The sequence below is a fragment of the Streptomyces sp. NPDC002467 genome, from assembly GCF_042889825.1.
Classification (GTDB): domain Bacteria; phylum Actinomycetota; class Actinomycetes; order Streptomycetales; family Streptomycetaceae; genus Streptomyces.
The window spans coordinates 33,405-49,666 of the sequence record NZ_JBIARJ010000010.1 but is presented as its reverse complement, the minus strand read 5'-3'; the positions used below and the strand labels follow the sequence as shown (position 1 = coordinate 49,666).

The following is a 16,262-nucleotide window of genomic DNA, read 5'->3' as shown; positions in this document are numbered from 1 at the left end:
GGAAGCGATTACCTACTCCTAAGTAGGGGAATACGCTCGCCCCATGCGCCGAGCGAAAATCGTATGTACCCTGGGCCCCGCAACCGACTCATACGACCAGATCAAAGCCCTGGTCGAAGCCGGAATGGACATCGCCCGCTTCAACCTCAGCCACGGCACCTACGCCGAACACGAGGAGCGCTACCAGCGCGTACGCAAGGCCTCCGACGAGACCGGCCGCAGCGTCGGCATCCTCGCCGACCTTCAAGGCCCGAAGATCCGACTCGGCCGCTTCCACGAAGGCCCCGTACTCCTTGAACGCGGCGACAACTTCACCATCACCGTCGAAGACCACCAAGGCGACCGCCACACCTGCGGCACCACCTACAAAGGACTCGCCGCAGACGTCACCACCGGCGAACGCATCCTCGTCGACGACGGCCGCGTCACCCTCGAAGTCACCGCGGTCGACGGCCCCCGCGTCCACACCACCGTCATCGAAGGCGGCATGGTCTCCGACCACAAAGGCCTCAACCTCCCCGGCGTAGCCGTCTCCGTCCCCGCCCTCTCCGACAAGGACATCGAAGACCTCCGCTGGGCCCTGCGCATCGGCGCCGACGTCATCGCCCTCTCCTTCGTCCGCAGCGGCCGCGACATCGAAGACGTCCACCGCATCATGGACGAAGAAGACCGCCGCCTCCCCGTCATCGCCAAGATCGAAAAGCCCCAGGCCGTCGACAACATCGACGACATCGTCGCCGCCTTCGACGGCATCATGGTCGCCCGCGGCGACCTCGGCGTCGAAATGCCCCTGGAACAAGTCCCCATCGTCCAAAAGCGCGCCGTCAAACTCGCCAAGCGCAACGCCAAGCCCGTCATCGTCGCCACCCAAATGCTCGACTCGATGATCGACAACTCCCGACCCACCCGCGCCGAAGCCTCCGACGTCGCCAACGCCATCATCGACGGCACCGACGCCGTCATGCTCTCCGGCGAAACCAGCGTCGGCAAATACCCCATCGAAACCGTCAAGACCATGTCCCGCATCGTCGAAGCCGCCGAAGAAGACATCCTCGCCAAGGGACTCCCGCCCCTCACCGACCGCAACAAGCCCCGCACCCAAGGCGGAGCCGTCGCCCGAGCCGCCGCCGAAATGGGCGACTTCCTCGACGCCAAATTCCTCGTCGCCTTCACCCAGAGCGGCGACACCGTCCGCCGACTCTCCCGCTACCGCTCACCCATCCCCCTCCTCGCCTTCACCCCCGACCCCGCCACCCGCTCCCAACTCAACCTCACCTGGGGCGTCGAAACCTTCCTCGGCCCCCACGTCGACTCCACCGACGCCATGGTCGCCCAAGTCGAAGAAGAACTCCTCCGCATCGGCCGCTGCGCCCCCGGAGACACCGTCGTCATCACCGCCGGCTCACCCCCCGGCGTCAGCGGCTCCACCAACATGGTCCGCATCCACCACATCGGCGACCCCGTCCGCTGACCCGACGGCACGAACGGCACGGCACCACACGCACCGCGTCGGGCAACACGGCCCGACGCGGCAGGCCCCCGCCCGAAGGCCCGATCACGTCCTACGATCGAGTCCATGCCGACCACACCCTCCCCAACTCCCGCCCTCCACGGCCGCGGTGGAGCCGCATTACGCCACGAAGACGGCCCCCTCGCCGGCAACGGCCGCAAAGCCAGAGGCCCGGCCTGGGCGGCGGTCGCCCTCGGCCCAAGCCTCACCGCACTCGTCACCATGAGCGTGCTCGTCGTCACCAACGGACAACCGGCAGCACTCGTCCTCGCCGCCCTGATGGGCGTCACGGCGCTGATCCTCAACATCATCAGCACCTACACGATGGAGCGCGGCTACCTGATGTGGCGCCTCCCCCGACACGGCATCACTGTGACAGCGGCGCGCACCAGGCCCGGCGGCGCAACAGGGACGTACCGGTACACGGACCACAGCGGCACAGCCCGCCTCCACCACCGGCAGGCATACGCCCCCGAGATCAAGATCAGCTACGACCCGAATGCTCCCGGGACCAACGTGGGCGTCTACTCCGTCCCCGTACGCCTACTGGTCGCCCTCTCGTCCCTGCTCCTGTGGGGCGCCACCACCGGCCTCATCTGGCTCATGATCCACATCGGCCGCACCATCTGACAGCCGGCCCTACCAGCCGAACCGCCGGTCCACCACCGCCTCGAACTCCTCGAACGTCAACACCTCATCCCCGTTCGCATCCGCCGCATCGAACAACGCCGACGACGCATCCGCATCCCCCAACGCCCACGACGGCAGATCCCCCTGCGCCGCCAACGTCGGCCCCTTCGACCGCAACGCCGTGATCACCTCCACACGAGTCAGCTGCCCGTCATGATTCAGATCCAGCGCATCGAACAGCTTCCGGGCCTTCTCACTCATCACGCATCCCCTTCCGAACCGGCCATCACCTCAACCTAACCTCAGTCCCATGAACGCAGCCCCCACGCCGAACGAACTCACCCACGAGCGCGACGCCCTCATCAACTTCCGCGACTACCTCACCTCCGGGTGGCACCACGGATACCGATGGGTCGACCACAAACACTTCCGACTCCCACCGACCACCACCACCGACCGGGAACTCCTCACCGCCCTCATCGCACACGAACAGTTCCGCGACACCTACATCGGCGCCGGAGTCATACCGGAAGAACCCCGACACGGCCCGTACTGGATCACCGCCATCACCCCCGACCAGTACGAACCCCTCCCCGCGCGCACCTGCGAGCGCATCATCAGGGACTGGTCGGTCCCCGCCTGCACGCAATCGCCCGCACTGGAAACCGACCTCCAGCGAGAGATCTTCGACCGCATGACGGCGGCCGACCGCATCTACCACCTCGGCGAACTCGACGACGAGAACACCCACGACTGGGGCCGCGTCCACGAGTACTTCCACGAATTCGTGGTCATCGACCGAACCGCCGGACACCTCACCCTGATCGTCGCCGCCGACGACTAGAACGCCGCGTGGCGCTCCGGCAGGTCCACATCCGCAGGACCTGCCGAGAACCCCCGCCCCGTCTCCGCCCGAGCCGCCGCCGGCGCCACACCACAGAACGCCGCCTCCAGCGTCCCGCCCAGCGCCGTGTTCGCGGAACCCCGGTTCGACGTGTTCGCCATCGCCGCCAGACTCCGCCGACCGTCCCGCGTGGAGAACGCGTACGTGTAGAACCCCTGCACCGTCCCCGTGTGCCCGTACACCGACGTCCCGCACGACAGGTCGTACCGACGCAGCCCCAGCCCGTAGAACCGGGTCCCCGCCGCATCCACCGGCGTCACCGTCACCATCGGATCCAACATCCGCGCCGGCAACAGCCGCCCACCCAACAACGCCGACGTAAAGGTGTTCAGATCGGCAACCGTCGAGATCACCGCCCCCGCCGACTGCGCCCACGACACCGTCTGCTCCGTCGAATCCACCAGGGCCCCGCCCTCCTCGTCCGGATGCAGATAGCCCCGCACGTGCCGCCCCGCGATCTTCGTCCCCGGATGCACGTACGAGGTGTCGCGCAGCCCCAGCGGCCTGAACACGCGAGCGACGTACGCCTCGCCCACCGGCCGCCCGGTCACCTTCTCGATCAGCATCCCGAGCACGACGAAGTTGGTGTTCGAGTACGAGTACGCCACACCCGGCTCGTTCGTCCTCGGCTCCCGCAGCGACAGCTCCACCAGCTCCCGGTACCCGAACACCCGCTTCCGCACCGCCTCGAAGCCGGGCACGGTCTTCTCGAACATGGCGTCCGTGTAATCGGCCAGCCCACTGCGGTGGCTCAGCAGATGCCGCACGGTGATCCGCCGGTCGGGCAGCACCCCGGGCAGATGGGTCTCCACCGGCTCGTCCAGCCGCACCTTCCCCTCGTCGACCAGCTGCAGCACGACGACGGCGGAGAACGTCTTGGTCACACTCCCGATCCGGAACCGCGCCCGAGGATCCATGGCCGCCCCCGTCCGCCGGTCCCGCACCCCGACCACCTCGGTCCGCACCCCACCGGGCTCACTGAACCGGGCCATGGCCCCGGGGGCGCCGGCGGCCATCGCGGCTTGCAGGGCCTGCGTCACGGGGGAGGGGTCGGCTGCGTAGGCGGTCGGAACGGTCCCGGCCCATACGGCGGCGAGCAGGGCGGCGGTCACGGCGAGACGTGGTCGGTTCATGCGCCGACCGTAGGGCGCGGGTGATCGTCTCTAGTGCTTCGGCCCGACGTGTTCGTCCATAAGGGCGACGGATGCCTTGCGGGCGACTGACACGTTGTACGGATCGCTGCCGCGGGCGGTGATGGTCCACTCCACACCGACCTTGGTGAGGGTGTCGGTGCAGAGCTTCCGGATGTCGTCGGACTTGTTGGTGAAGAAGTATCGCGGGTACTCGTAGCGCTTGCCGTTGCGGACGGTCCAGTTGGTGATCCGACACCCATCGGAGTGGATCAGCCCCCGGATGAACTCCCAGGGGTAGGTATCGACGATTGCCTGCTGCCAGTCTTCGAGGACGATCCGACGATCGTGCTTCCTGCCAGGGCCGTGCTGCGGGAACAGGCATTCAACGTGCTTGGAGTAGACCTTGACGTTGTGGCAACCGATCTTGCGTACGCGACAGACCTTGTTGAACGGGAAGACGAGACGCATAGCCTTTTCGGTGGCGTCCATCAGGCCGGGCCAGTCGTCCCCACAGGTGATCATGAGGTTGGGCACGCGGTGGCCCGAGTAATGACTTATGTGGCCATCGCCGAGATAGAGGGCCAGCAGGTACGCGTACGCATGCTCATCGAGCGCGCTGCCATCGCACCTGGGACAGTCCGGATTGTGGGCGCCGGGGCACTCTCCGCGCTTGGCGCGGTCCATGTGCTTCCAGTAGCCGATGGTGCCGAGCGGGACATTGAGATGGCGGGCTACCTCCGAGTTTTGCCTGCCGTCCCGTAACAGGGAGAGAGCCGTTTGTCGTATCTCCAGGCTGTGGAACTTCATGTGGCTACTGTGCGTGACTGTCGGTGGCGTTGGGTAGCAAAAAAGCGAACGTTCACTCGAAAGTGAACGTTCGCTCTTCGCGCATGTGCCGGGTGCGGGACTCGAACCCGCAAGCCCTCACGGGCAGATGTGTTTGAGACATCCGTGTATGCCATTCCACCAACCCGGCAGGGTTGCTCGTCGGAGTGTACCGGGTGACCATGCGCCTGCGCTGCTAGGTAGGCTCATCCAAGCAGCAGAGCCCCGCAAAGAGGAGCCCCCGTGACCGCCGAGCACGAGTCGACGCCCGCCCCCGACGCCGACCAGTCGCACGTCCCTCCGCTGACGACCCGTGTCGTCATCGCCGAGGACGAGGCGCTCATCCGTCTCGACCTCAAGGAGATGCTCGAAGAAGAGGGCTACGCCGTGGTCGGCGAGGCCGGTGACGGGCAGACGGCCGTGGAGCTCGCCCGCGAGCACCGGCCCGACCTCGTCATCCTCGACGTGAAGATGCCCGTACTGGACGGCATCTCCGCAGCAGAGAAGATCGCGGAGGAGTCCATCGCCCCCGTGCTGATGCTCACCGCGTTCTCGCAGCGCGACCTCGTCGAGCGGGCCCGGGACGCCGGCGCGATGGCGTACCTCGTGAAGCCGTTCAGCAAGAGCGACGTCGTGCCGGCCATCGAGATGGCCGTGTCCCGCTTCGCGGAGCTGAAGGCGCTGGAGCAGGAGGTCGCCGACCTCTCCCAGCGTCTGGAGACCCGCAAGCTCGTCGACCGCGCCAAGAGCATCCTGCAGACCCAGTACGGCCTGACGGAGCCCGCCGCGTTCCGGTGGATCCAGAAGTCCTCCATGGACCGCCGCATGTCGATGCAACAGGTCGCCGAGGTGGTCATCGAGGACGCCGAGGCGAAGAAGAAGGACAGCGGGAACTGAAAGAAGTCCCCGGCAACGAAGTGAGGCCCGTCTCCCCCCGAGGGGAGACGGGCCTCACGTGTTCAGTCGGCCGGCGCGCGGCCGACGGGCGGGGTCAGTCCTCGCCGAGGTAGGCCTTGCGGACGTCCTCGTTGACGAGGAGGTCGCGGCCTTCGCCGGTCAGGACGACCTTGCCGATCTCCATGACGTGGCCCTGGTCGGCCAGGGACAGCGCGGCCTGGGCGTTCTGCTCGACCAGGAGGATGGTCGTGCCGGTGGCCTTGAGCTCGGCGATCGTCGCCATGATCTTCTGCATCATGAGCGGCGAGAGGCCCATGGAGGGCTCGTCGAGCATGAGCAGCTTGGGCTGGGACATGAGCGCGCGGCCCATGGCGAGCATCTGCTGCTCGCCGCCCGAGAGGGTGCCGGCGGCCTGCTTGCGGCGCTCTCCCAGGATGGGGAAGAGGTCGTAGGCGCGCTGGACGTCCTTCTGGATGCCGTCCTTGTCGCTGCGGAGGAAGGCGCCGAGGAGGAGGTTGTCCTCGATCGTCATGCGCGGGAAGATGTGCCGCCCCTCGGGGGAGTGGGCGAGCCCGAGCTGGACGATGTCGTGCGCGGCGACCTTCTTGAGCGACTTGCCCTGGAACTTGATCTGGCCGCCCTTGGGCTTGATCAGGCCGGACAGGGTGCGCAGGGTGGTGGTCTTGCCGGCGCCGTTGGTGCCGATGAGGGTGACGATCTCGCCCTCGTTGACGGTGAAGGAGATGCCCTTGACGGCTTCGATCTTGCCGTAGGCGACGCGGAGGTCTTCGACCTCGAGGAGTGCGGTCACTTGGCTTCTCCGTCCGTGCTGGTGGTGCTGTCCGCCTCGGCGGTGTCGGCGGCGGGCTCGGCCTCGGTGGCCTCATCTGCCTCGGCCTCGGCCTCGTCGGCGGTGGCCTCGTCGGCGGTGGCCTCGACCTCCGCCTCGGCGGCCTCGACGGCCTCCGCGGCTGCGGCTTCGGCGGCCTCGACCACTGCGGCTTCTTCGGCGCCGGGGGCGCCTTCGAAGGGTTCGCCGAGGTAGGCGGCGATGACGCGCTCGTCGCCCTGGACTTCGGCGGCGGTGCCCTCGATGAGCTTTTCGCCCTGGACGAGGCAGGCGACGCGGTCGCAGAGGTTGAAGATGAAGCGCATGTCGTGCTCGATGACGAGGACGGCGATGCCCTTGTCCCGGATGGCGAAGATGAGTTCTTCGGCGGCCCGGGTCTCCTGCGGGTTCATGCCGGCGGTGGGCTCGTCCAGGAGGATGAGGCCGGGGTCGCTGGCGAGGGCGCGGGCGATTTCGAGCTTGCGCTGTTCGCCGTACGGGAGGTTGCGCGCGAGGTGCTCCGCCTTGTGGTCCAGGCCGATGAAGGCGAGGAGTTCCATGGCCTTCTCGCGGCTGGCCTCTTCGGCGCGCTTGAAGCTGGGCAGGCGCAGGAGGGCCGACCAGAGGCCTTCCTTGGTGCGGGTGTGGCGGCCGACGAGGACGTTTTCCAGGACCGTCATGTTGTTGAAGAGACGGATGTTCTGGAAGGTGCGGGCGATGCCGGCCGCGGTGACCTTGAAGGACTTGGGGGGCAGGACCGTGCCCTTGTACCGGACTTCGCCCTCGGTGGGGATGTAGAGGCCGGTGAGGCAGTTGAAGAAGGTGGTCTTGCCGGCGCCGTTGGGGCCGATGAGGCCGACGATCTCGCCGCTGCGGACGGTCAGGTCGACGTTCTTGACGGCGGTGAGGCCGCCGAAGCGCATCGTGACGCCGCGTGCGTCCAGGACGGTCTCCGCCGCGACGGCGGTGGTGGTGGTCGTCATGGGTCAGGCCCCTGTCTTGCTGAGGACTGTGGGCGCTTCGAGGTCCTTGTGGAGCTCGAGCTGGTTGCGCCGGTTGGGGATGATGCCTTCGGGGCGCAGGCGCATCAGGACGATGAGAGCGATGCCGAAGGCGAGGAGCTGGTAGTCGCCGAGGAACTGCATCTTGTTCGGGATGAGGAAGAGCAGTGAGCCGCCGACGAGGGGTCCGCTGATGGTGCCCATGCCGCCGAGGACGACCGCGGCGAGGAGGAAGGCGGAGTTCGGGGGGACGGCGTTGGCGAACACGTACTGGTCGGGGGTGACCGTGTAGTTGACGTGTGCCTGGACGGCTCCGGCGAGGCCGGCGAGGGTGGCGCCGAGGGCGAAGGCGATGAGCTTGACGCGGAAGCCGTTGATGCCCATGGCTTCGGCGGCGGTCTCGTCTTCGCGGATGGCGACCCAGGCGCGGCCGATGCGGGATTCGGCGCTGCGGCGGAAGACCATGATCACGATGAGGGTGACCAGGAGCATCAGCAGGAAGTAGTTGGCGAAGCGGCCGATGGTGAATCCGGCGATGGTGTGGCTGGCGCCGAAGTCGAATCCGAAGAGGTCGACGTTGGGGATGCCGGCGATGCCGTTGGGGCCGTTCGTGATGTCGGGGCCCGAGGTGCCGTCGAGGTTGTTCATCGAGATGCGGAAGATCTCTCCGAAGCCCAGGGTGACGATGGCGAGGTAGTCGCCGCGCAGTCGCAGGGTCGGGGCGCCGATGAGGACGCCGAAGACCATGGATGCGCCGGCGCCGATGAGGAGTGCGGCCCAGAAGGGGAGGTGCACGCCGAAGGGGGAGTTCGGGGAGCCGGAGACCATGGCCGCGGTGTAGGCGCCGACTCCGAGGAAGGCGACGTAGCCGAGGTCGAGGAGGCCGGTGAGGCCGACGACGATGTTCAGGCCGAGGGCGACGGTGGCGAAGACGAGGATGTTGACGCCGAGGGTCGCGTACTGGTCGTCGGTCTGGGTGAGCGGGAAGGCGGCCGCCGCGGCGAAGGCGCCGACGAGGGCGACGTTGCGGTGCTTGGCGGTGAGCGCGGTGAAGCGGGCCACCAGGCCGGCCTTGTTGAGGGCGGCGAAGCCGAAGCAGGCGGTGATCAGGAAGCCGATGAAGAGTTCCTGGTACGGGGTGGTGATGCCGTAGGTGAAGACGCCGAGGGTGAGGGCGAGGACGGCGGCGATCAGGAGGATCTCGGTCCAGGCCGGGAGGGGCTTGGCGGGCCGGGGGGTGTCGGCGGCGAGGGCGGCCTTGACGGTCGTCCAGCGGTTGCCGAGGTGGTGCTTGCGCTGTTCCCAGGCGCTGTCGTCGGGGTCGGGGCCTTCGAGCACGGGGTGCTGGAAGGGGAGCGCGAGGGTGCCGACGAGGGCGAGGAGGGAGGTCGCGGCGACGGCGAAGCCGCCGGGCTCGAGGTTGACGACGCCGCCGAGGGTGGTGGTGATCGAGATGACCGTGTACCAGGCGGTGGCGAAGGCGGCGAGCGCGGCGAGCTTGATCGCCGCGTCGGTGCCGGCGGGGGCGAGCCAGCCGAGGCCCTTGACTCCGTAGGAGGCGAGGCCGAAGAGGGTGGTGAGGACGCCGCCGACGAGGACGAGCCACTGGAGGCCGCCGGGGTAACCGACGACGGTGAGGTTGCCGGGGTAGGCGGCGGTCCAGGTCCAGGAGAGGAAGCAGGAGATGACGGTGAGGGCGCCGCCTGCGGTGGCGAGGGCGCGGGCCGTCTTCTCGGGGAGGGCTATGAGGCCTCGGACGGGGGTGGTGGTCACGTTGGACGTGGTGTCTGCGGTGGTGGTCGTCATCTTTCTCACGCCCTGTCCGCCACGCGCTCACCCAGCAGGCCCTGTGGCCGGAAGAGGAGCACGAGGATGAGGAGTACGAACGCCCAGGTGTTGCCCCAGGACTGGCCGCCGAGCTGCTGCATGCCGGGTACGTCGGCGACGTAGGCGGTGGTCAGCGTTTCGGCGAGGCCGAGGACGATGCCGCCGATCATGGCGCCGTAGATGTTCCCGATGCCGCCGAGGACGGCTGCGGTGAAGGCCTTGAGGCCGAGGAGGAAGCCCATCTTGAAGTTGACTTCGCCGTACTTGAGGCCGTAGGCGACGGCTCCGATGGCGGCGAAGGCGGCGCCGAGGGCGAACGCGACCGTGATGATGCGGTCGGTGTTGATGCCCATGAGCTTGGCGGTGTCCGGGTCCTGCGCGGTGGCCTGCATGCCGCGGCCGGTGCGGGTCTTCTTGACGAAGAAGCCGAGGAAGGCCATGGAGACGGGGGCGGCGAGGAGGAGGAAGACGTCACCGGTCTGGATGGTGATGCTGCCGATGTGGAAGGGTCCGCCGGGGATCTCGGGGAAGACGATGGAGGACTTCGCGTCGGGGTACCAGGCCCACACCGCCTGCTGGAGGGCGAGGGAGAGGCCGATGGCGGTGATGAGCGGGGCGAGGCGTGGCGCGGAGCGCAGTGGCCGGTAGGCGAAGCGTTCGGCGCCGACGGCTATGAGGGTGGCGACGAGGATCGCGCCTATGAGCATGAGGGGCAGGGCGATCCACATGGTGGTGCCACCGGGGAGCATCAGCCAGACCGTGAGGGCTCCGAACCCGCCGGTCATGAAGATCTCGCCGTGGGCGAAGTTGATGAGCTGGACGATGCCATAGACCATCGTGTAGCCGATGGCGACGAGCCCGTACATGGATCCCAGTAGCAGGCCGTTGACCAGCTGTTGCGGCAGTTCGTGCACCGCAGGTCCTCCGAGTCTTTCGACGGATGTGACACCGCGCGGGGCGCATTGTGCGCGCCCCGCGCGGCAAATGAGGGGTGGGGGGCTAGCGAGTCAGCGAGCTAGCCGCCGGTGGTGGTCAGCCGCCGTAGGTGCCGGACTCGACGGACTTCCAGTCGGTGCCCTCGACCTTGTAGACGGTGAGCTGCTTGTTGGTGGCGTCGCCGTACTCGTCGAAGGAGACCTTGCCGGTCACGCCGTCGAAGGAGACGCCCTGGACGGCTTCGAGGACCTTGGCGCGGGCGTCGGCCGGGAGCTTGCCGCCGTTGGCGTCGACGACCTTCTTGACGGCCTCGATGACGGCCCAGGCGGAGTCGTACGAGTAGCCGCCGTAGGCCGCGAACGGGTCCTTGTAGCCGGCCTTCTTGTAGTTGTCGACGAAGTCCTTGGCGGAGGGCAGGCTCTCGACGGGGGCGCCGACGGAGGTGGCGAGGTCGCCCGCGGCGCTGTCGCCGCCCGCGAGCTCGACGTACTTCTTGTCGTAGATGCCGTCGCCGCCGACGAGCGGGATGGTGGCGCCGCTGGCCTTGATCTGCTTGCTGAGCGGGCCGGCCGCGGGGTACTCGCCGCCGTAGTAGACGACGTCGGCGCCGGAGCTCTTGACCTGGGTCACGATCGCCGAGAAGTCCTTGGACTCGGGGTCGATGTGGCCCTCGCCGGCGACGGCGCCGCCGAGCTTGGTGAACTCGCCCTTGAAGGTTCCGGCGAGGCCGGCGCCGTAGGTCTTCTTGTCATCGATGATGAAGACCTTCTTCTTGCCCGCCTTGTTGAAGAGGTACTGCGCCGCGAACGGGCCCTGGATGGCGTCCGTGGTGGCGGTGCGGAAGTAGCTCTTGTAGGTGCGGGTCTTCTGGCCCTCGGCCCACTTGGGGCCCTGGGTCAGGGACGGGCTGGTGTTGGCCGGGGAGATCTGGGCCAGCTTGGCGTCGTCGAAGACCTTCTGCATGGACTCGGAGACCGAGGAGTTCAGCGGGCCGACGACGCCGAGGACGTCCTTGTTGGCCGTGAGCTTCGTGGCGTTCTGCTGGCCGGAGGAGGCCTGCGCCTGGTCGTCGAGGGCTTCGATCTTGAAGGTGATGCCCTTGACGTAGCCCTTCTCGTTGGCCTGCTTGGCGGCGAGGTCGGCGGAGTTCTTGATGCCGAGACCGAGGGCCGAGAGGTCGCCCGTCAGGGGGGCGTCGACGCCGATGACGACCGTGGTGCCGCCGCCGTCGGCGGTGGCTCCGCCCTTGGCGTCGCGGGAGCCGCAGGCGGTGAGAGTGAGGGCGCCCGCAGCGAGGGCGGCGGTCACGGCGATGAGCTGACGATGACGCACGATCAGTCCTTTCCTGGCGCCGCGTCCCCCGTGGGACGCGTCGAGTCGAACGCGGGGAACCGAACTGAAGGAAATCCGGCGGTCGCGGTAACTGGCGGTGACTCTAGGCGGCGGATCGCGGGTTATGGAGGGCTGAGGCCAATGATGTGACTCTCTTGTTATGCCACGGCGTAATGCATAGCGGATGTGTGCGGGTGGAACGGGGGAATTCAGGCCGTTTCGTCTTGTCCACATCCTGAGACGGGTGAGGATCAAACCTCGGTTTAGCTGCTGTCTTGCCAGGACTCTGGCGGTTTTTGGTCATGACGACGGTGTGGGTGCGGCGTCTCGATCTTCGGGACACGCCCTGGTCAGGGCCACGGAAAGATCCCTGGCATAACGGTCACCGGGGATGTAACTGTGATCCTCTTTCTGGATTCCATTACTGAGGGTTACTTCAAGGAAAGGGAGTCCGGAATTCCGTGCCACATGCACGCAGTCTTCCGTTCGGAAGAGCACCGCGAGGTCGCGCGCCTCTCCGGGACCGACCGTGACCGGCAGTGGTGGCCGGATCGTCACGCTCAGCGCTCGTGACGGCTGGCCGATCCGCTCCACCGTGACGGCGTTGCCGGCCCTGTTCCGCACACGGACGGTGAGCGCGAACGCGCTGCCGTCGGGGGCCGGATCCAGCGGTTCCATGTAGGTGAGGGCCACGGACTGCGACGGGGCGGGCGGCGGCGGGGCCGTGACCGGCGCGGGTCGCGTGGCGTACCAGCGGGCGGCGCCCGCGGCCAGCACGGCCGCGGCGGCCACGGCGAGGACGGCCCGGCGGTGGCGGGCGTACCGCTCGCGGAGCCGGTCCGAAGCGCGCGTGCCGGGTGTACGGGGCGACGCGGGCGGGCGTTCGAGTCCCTCGGTGCCGTCCCCGGGCTCGACGGGCCCTATGCCGCCGCTCACCAGGGGCCGCCGGTCGGGGTGCCCGTGCGGTAGCGGTCGGCGCAGCGGCGGGCGGCCTCGCGGTCGGTGAACTCGCGTGCGGCGGCGGGGCCGTTGGCGCGCTGTTGGGCCCTGGCTCCGTCGAGGACGGTGCGCAGGATCTCGTTCTGGCCGCCGGACAGGCCCATGGCCTGGTAGTCGAGGCCGACGGTGTCCCGGCCCTGGTCGGCGTCGAGGATCACTCCGGCCCAGTGGGTGATCAGGGCGGTGCACAGGTCCTGGGGGGAGGTGGTGTGCGCGGCGGGGGTGCCCGAGGCGGAGGGGCTCGGTCCGCACGAGAGGAGCGCGGCGGCCAGGAGTGTCGTCGCCGCGCAGGCGGTCGTGGCGCGCCGCGGCGCCGGTCCCGATCCCATGCGGGAACGCTAGACCGGCGCCGGTGGCTGCACAACTGCTCGTATCGGCCGGGTTGTTAAGAGTCCGTGTCGCGCAGCAGGCAGGTGAGGCGGGCGGTGCAGACCCGGCGGTCCTCCTCGTCGCTGATGACGATCTCGTAGGTGGTGGTGGAGCGGCCGCGGTGGACGGGGGTGGCGACGCCGGTGACGGTGCCGGAGCGCACTCCGCGGTGGTGGGTGCAGTTGAGGTCGACGCCGACGGCGATCTTGTCGATGCCGCCGTGCATCATGGCGCCGACGGAGCCGAGGGTCTCGGCGAGGACGGCGGAGGCGCCGCCGTGGAGGAGTCCGTAGGGCTGGGTGTTGCCCTTGACGGGCATGGTGGCCACGACGCGTTCGGCGGAGGCCTCCAGGATGCGGATCTCCATGCGCTGTCCGAGGGCTCCCGCGGAGAACAGTGCGGGCAGGTCGATGCCCTTGGCGGCGTACTGGTCGAGTACGTCCTGGGGGAACTTCACTGCGTGGTCGTGACCCATGGGCCGGCTCCGTTCGTCAACGCTCGTTAACCTGATGGTCCTGGGGTCGTTCTATCAGGCCCGGTCCGGGGCGGGTTCGGCCGGTTCGAAGCGGATGACGACGGACTTGCTCGCGGGGGTGTTGCTGGTGTCCGCGGTGGAGTCGAGGGGGACCAGTACGTTCGTCTCGGGGTAGTAGGCGGCGGCGCAGCCGCGGGCGGTGGGGTAGTGCACGACGCGGAAGCCGGGTGCGCGCCGTTCGACGCCGTCCTTCCATTCGCCGACGAGGTCGGTGTAGGAGCCGTCGGCGAGTCCGAGTTCGGCGGCGTCGGCGGGGTGGACCATGACGACGCGGCGGCCGCCGGTGATGCCGCGGTAGCGGTCGTCGAGGCCGTAGATGGTGGTGTTGTACTGGTCGTGGCTGCGCAGGGTCTGCAGGAGCAGTCGGCCCTGGGGGACGCGGGGGTATTCGACGGGTGCGGCGGTGAAGTTGGCCTTGCCGGTCTTGGTGGGGAAGCGGCGTTCGTCGCGGGGGGCGTGGGGGAGCCGGAAGCCGCCGGGGTGGGCGATGCGGGTGTTGAAGTCCTCGAAGCCGGCGATGACGCGGGCGATCCGGTCGCGGATGGAGGCGTAGTCCTCCTCGAACTCCTCCCACGGGGTCCTGGAGGTGTCGCCGAGGACGGCGCGGGCCATGCGGGCCACGATCGCGGGCTCGGAGAGCAGGTGGGGGCTCGCGGGGGCGAGGTTGCCGCGGGAGGCGTGGACCATGCCCATGGAGTCCTCGACGGTGACGAACTGCTTGCCGCTCGCCTGGACGTCCTTGTCGGTGCGGCCGAGGGTGGGCAGGATCAGGGCGCGCCTGCCGGTGACGGCGTGGGAGCGGTTGAGCTTGGTGGAGACGTGCACGGTCAGGGAGGCGCGGCGGATCGCGGCTTCGGTGACGTCGGTGTCGGGGGTGGCGCCGACGAAGTTGCCGCCCATGGCGAAGAGGACCTTGGCCCGGCCGTCGCGCAGTGCCTGGATGGAGCGGACGACGTCGTAGCCGTGTCCGCGCGGCGAGGTGATGCCGAATTCGAGGTCGAGGGCGTCGAGGAAGGCGGGGGCGGGGCGTTCGAAGATGCCCATGGTGCGGTCGCCCTGGACGTTGGAGTGGCCGCGGACGGGGCAGACGCCGGCGCCGGGTCGGCCGATGTCGCCGCGCAGGAGGAGGAGGTTGACGACCTCGCGGATGGTGGCGACGCCGTGCTTGTGCTGGGTGAGGCCCATGGCCCAGCAGACGATGGTGCGCTTCGAGGCCAGGATCATGGCCAGGGCGCGTTCGATCTCGGGGCGGGTCAGGCCGGTGGCGGTGAGGGTCTCGGCCCAGTCCGCGTCCGCGGCGGCGGCGACGAGTTCCTCGTAGCCGTGGGTGTGCTCGCGGATGAAGGTCTCGTCGGTGGCGCCCTCGGTCTCGATGACGAGCTTGTTGAGGAGGCGGAAGAGGGCCTGGTCGCCGCCGATGCGGATCTGGAGGAAGAGGTCGCTCAGGGCGGTGCCCTTGAGCATGCCGAGGGGGTTCTGCGGGTTCTTGAACCGCTCGGTGCCGGCTTCGGGCAGCGGGTTCACCGAGATGATCTTCGCGCCGGCCTGCTTGGCCTTCTCCAGGGCGGAGAGCATGCGCGGGTGGTTGGTGCCCGGGTTCTGCCCGGCGACGATGATCAGCTCGGCCTGGTGGAGGTCTTCGAGGGAGACGCTGCCCTTGCCGATCCCTATGGTCTCCGTCAGCGCGGAGCCCGAGGACTCGTGGCACATGTTGGAGCAGTCGGGCAGGTTGTTGGTGCCGAACTCGCGGGCGAAGAGCTGGAAGAGGAACGCGGCCTCGTTGCTGGTGCGGCCCGAGGTGTAGAAGAGGGCCTCGTCGGGGGAGTCGAGGGCGGTCAGCTCCTCCGCGATGATCGCGAAGGCCCGTTCCCAGGTGACGGCCTCGTACCGGTCGGAGCCCTCGGCGAGGTACATCGGTTCGGTGATGCGGCCCTGCTGGCCGAGCCAGTACCCGGAGCGGGTGGCGAGGTCCGGGAGGGGGTGCGCGGCGAAGAAGGCGGGGGTGACGCGCCGCAGAGTGGCTTCCTCGGCGACGGCCTTGGCGCCGTTCTCGCAGAATTCGGCGGTGTGGCGCTTGTCGCCCTCGGGCCAGGCGCAGCCGGGGCAGTCGAAGCCGTCCTTCTGGTTGACCTTGAGCAGGGTGCGGGCGGTGCGGGTCAGGCCCATCTGCTGCTGCGCGATCTTCAGCGTGTGCCCGATGGCGGGCAGGCCGGCGGCGGCGTGCTTGGGGGGCGCGACCTGCGGCGCGTCCTGTACGGGATCACCTGCGGGCGGCTTGGTGGCCATGTCGCTCCCCTTCGAGCGTACGTACGAGTGCAGCATGTTTTGCCGCACGCGGATCCTTTCACGGCCGCGGGGGAGGCGGGAGGGCGGACCGGGGTGCCTTCGGGTCGGGGCGCACGCGCCGGGGGCGGCCGGTGGGACGGATGCGCCTCGGGGGGCGGGTGGCACGGGGCGGCGTCCGGCCTGCGTCCTGCCTGTCTCCGGCCCGGTGTCCGGCCTGCGTCCTGCCCGCGTCCGGCCCGGCGTCCGGTC

The 16,262-nt window shown here is 68.7% G+C and carries 16 protein-coding genes and 1 tRNA gene; 4 read left to right on the top strand and 13 right to left on the bottom strand.

What is annotated here, in order from left to right:
* The first annotated feature begins 43 nt into the window (after positions 1-43).
* Together pyk and ACFYYJ_RS21410 are read left to right on the top strand one after the other, a co-directional pair.
* On the top strand, positions 44-1,471 hold the full coding sequence (gene pyk / locus ACFYYJ_RS21415) for a pyruvate kinase (protein WP_384746530.1): 1,428 nt from the start codon (positions 44-46) through the stop codon (positions 1,469-1,471).
* Between the two features lie 261 nt (positions 1,472-1,732).
* Positions 1,733-2,140 carry a hypothetical protein gene (locus ACFYYJ_RS21410; protein ID WP_389134501.1) on the top strand — a complete coding sequence of 136 codons (408 nt, stop codon included), beginning with the start codon at positions 1,733-1,735 and terminating at the stop codon, positions 2,138-2,140.
* 9 nt (positions 2,141-2,149) lie between these two features.
* Here ACFYYJ_RS21410 and ACFYYJ_RS21405 read toward each other — a convergent pair whose 3' ends face one another.
* Complete coding sequence (locus ACFYYJ_RS21405) at positions 2,150-2,401, bottom strand: EF-hand domain-containing protein (protein WP_389134498.1); 252 nt, start codon at positions 2,399-2,401, stop codon at positions 2,150-2,152.
* 49 nt (positions 2,402-2,450) lie between these two features.
* Here ACFYYJ_RS21405 and ACFYYJ_RS21400 point away from each other — a divergent pair, with 49 nt between their 5' ends.
* Positions 2,451-2,984, top strand: coding sequence for a hypothetical protein (locus ACFYYJ_RS21400; protein ID WP_389134496.1), 534 nt, complete (start codon positions 2,451-2,453; stop codon positions 2,982-2,984).
* On the opposite strand, the gene ACFYYJ_RS21395 is transcribed toward ACFYYJ_RS21400, so the two are convergent.
* From ACFYYJ_RS21395 to ACFYYJ_RS21385, 3 genes are all read right to left on the bottom strand, one after another.
* The gene (locus ACFYYJ_RS21395) at positions 2,981-4,177 is read right to left on the bottom strand and encodes a serine hydrolase domain-containing protein (RefSeq protein ID WP_389134493.1); all 1,197 of its coding nucleotides are present in this window, start codon (positions 4,175-4,177) and stop codon (positions 2,981-2,983) included. The two genes, ACFYYJ_RS21400 and ACFYYJ_RS21395, sit on opposite strands and share 4 nt — an antisense overlap.
* A 30-nt stretch (positions 4,178-4,207) precedes the next feature.
* Complete coding sequence (locus tag ACFYYJ_RS21390; RefSeq protein WP_389134490.1) at positions 4,208-4,984, bottom strand: helix-turn-helix domain-containing protein; 777 nt, start codon at positions 4,982-4,984, stop codon at positions 4,208-4,210.
* An 86-nt stretch (positions 4,985-5,070) separates the two neighbouring features.
* Positions 5,071-5,153: transfer RNA gene (locus tag ACFYYJ_RS21385), tRNA-Leu, on the bottom strand.
* A 92-nt stretch (positions 5,154-5,245) separates the two neighbouring features.
* On the opposite strand from ACFYYJ_RS21385, the gene ACFYYJ_RS21380 reads away from it, so the two are divergent.
* Positions 5,246-5,899 carry an ANTAR domain-containing response regulator gene (locus ACFYYJ_RS21380; RefSeq protein WP_385128894.1) on the top strand — a complete coding sequence of 218 codons (654 nt, stop codon included), beginning with the start codon at positions 5,246-5,248 and terminating at the stop codon, positions 5,897-5,899.
* A 94-nt stretch (positions 5,900-5,993) separates the two neighbouring features.
* Here ACFYYJ_RS21380 and ACFYYJ_RS21375 read toward each other — a convergent pair whose 3' ends face one another.
* The 9 genes from ACFYYJ_RS21375 to ACFYYJ_RS21335 all read right to left on the bottom strand — a co-directional run bounded on the left by ACFYYJ_RS21375 (position 5,994) and on the right by ACFYYJ_RS21335 (position 16,013).
* Positions 5,994-6,710 carry an ABC transporter ATP-binding protein gene (locus ACFYYJ_RS21375; RefSeq protein WP_384746524.1) on the bottom strand — a complete coding sequence of 239 codons (717 nt, stop codon included), beginning with the start codon at positions 6,708-6,710 and terminating at the stop codon, positions 5,994-5,996.
* Positions 6,707-7,711 (bottom strand): ABC transporter ATP-binding protein, encoded by a 1,005-nt coding sequence (locus tag ACFYYJ_RS21370; protein ID WP_389134487.1) that lies wholly within the window; start codon positions 7,709-7,711, stop codon positions 6,707-6,709. The genes ACFYYJ_RS21375 and ACFYYJ_RS21370 overlap by 4 nt, the downstream gene beginning before the upstream one ends.
* 3 nt (positions 7,712-7,714) lie before the next feature.
* Positions 7,715-9,535, bottom strand: a complete 1,821-nt coding sequence (locus ACFYYJ_RS21365) for a branched-chain amino acid ABC transporter permease (RefSeq protein ID WP_389134485.1) — start codon at positions 9,533-9,535, stop codon at positions 7,715-7,717.
* A 5-nt stretch (positions 9,536-9,540) separates the two neighbouring features.
* Entirely contained in the window at positions 9,541-10,470 is a 930-nt protein-coding gene (locus ACFYYJ_RS21360; RefSeq protein ID WP_384746521.1) for a branched-chain amino acid ABC transporter permease, read from the bottom strand.
* Positions 10,471-10,588: 118 nt separating this feature from the next.
* The gene (locus tag ACFYYJ_RS21355) at positions 10,589-11,824 is read right to left on the bottom strand and encodes a branched-chain amino acid ABC transporter substrate-binding protein (protein ID WP_385128891.1); all 1,236 of its coding nucleotides are present in this window, start codon (positions 11,822-11,824) and stop codon (positions 10,589-10,591) included.
* Positions 11,825-12,124: 300 nt separating this feature from the next.
* A complete protein-coding gene (locus ACFYYJ_RS21350; RefSeq protein WP_389134482.1) occupies positions 12,125-12,616 on the bottom strand; it encodes a Tat pathway signal sequence domain protein in 492 nt (163 codons plus the stop codon).
* Positions 12,617-12,756: 140 nt separating this feature from the next.
* A complete protein-coding gene (locus ACFYYJ_RS21345; RefSeq protein WP_389134480.1) occupies positions 12,757-13,152 on the bottom strand; it encodes a hypothetical protein in 396 nt (131 codons plus the stop codon).
* A 56-nt stretch (positions 13,153-13,208) separates the two neighbouring features.
* Positions 13,209-13,667 (bottom strand): PaaI family thioesterase, encoded by a 459-nt coding sequence (locus ACFYYJ_RS21340; protein ID WP_384590511.1) that lies wholly within the window; start codon positions 13,665-13,667, stop codon positions 13,209-13,211.
* A gap of 54 nt (positions 13,668-13,721) precedes the next feature.
* Positions 13,722-16,013, bottom strand: a complete 2,292-nt coding sequence (locus ACFYYJ_RS21335; protein WP_389134478.1) for an FdhF/YdeP family oxidoreductase — start codon at positions 16,011-16,013, stop codon at positions 13,722-13,724.
* Between the last annotated feature and the right edge of the window lie 249 nt (positions 16,014-16,262).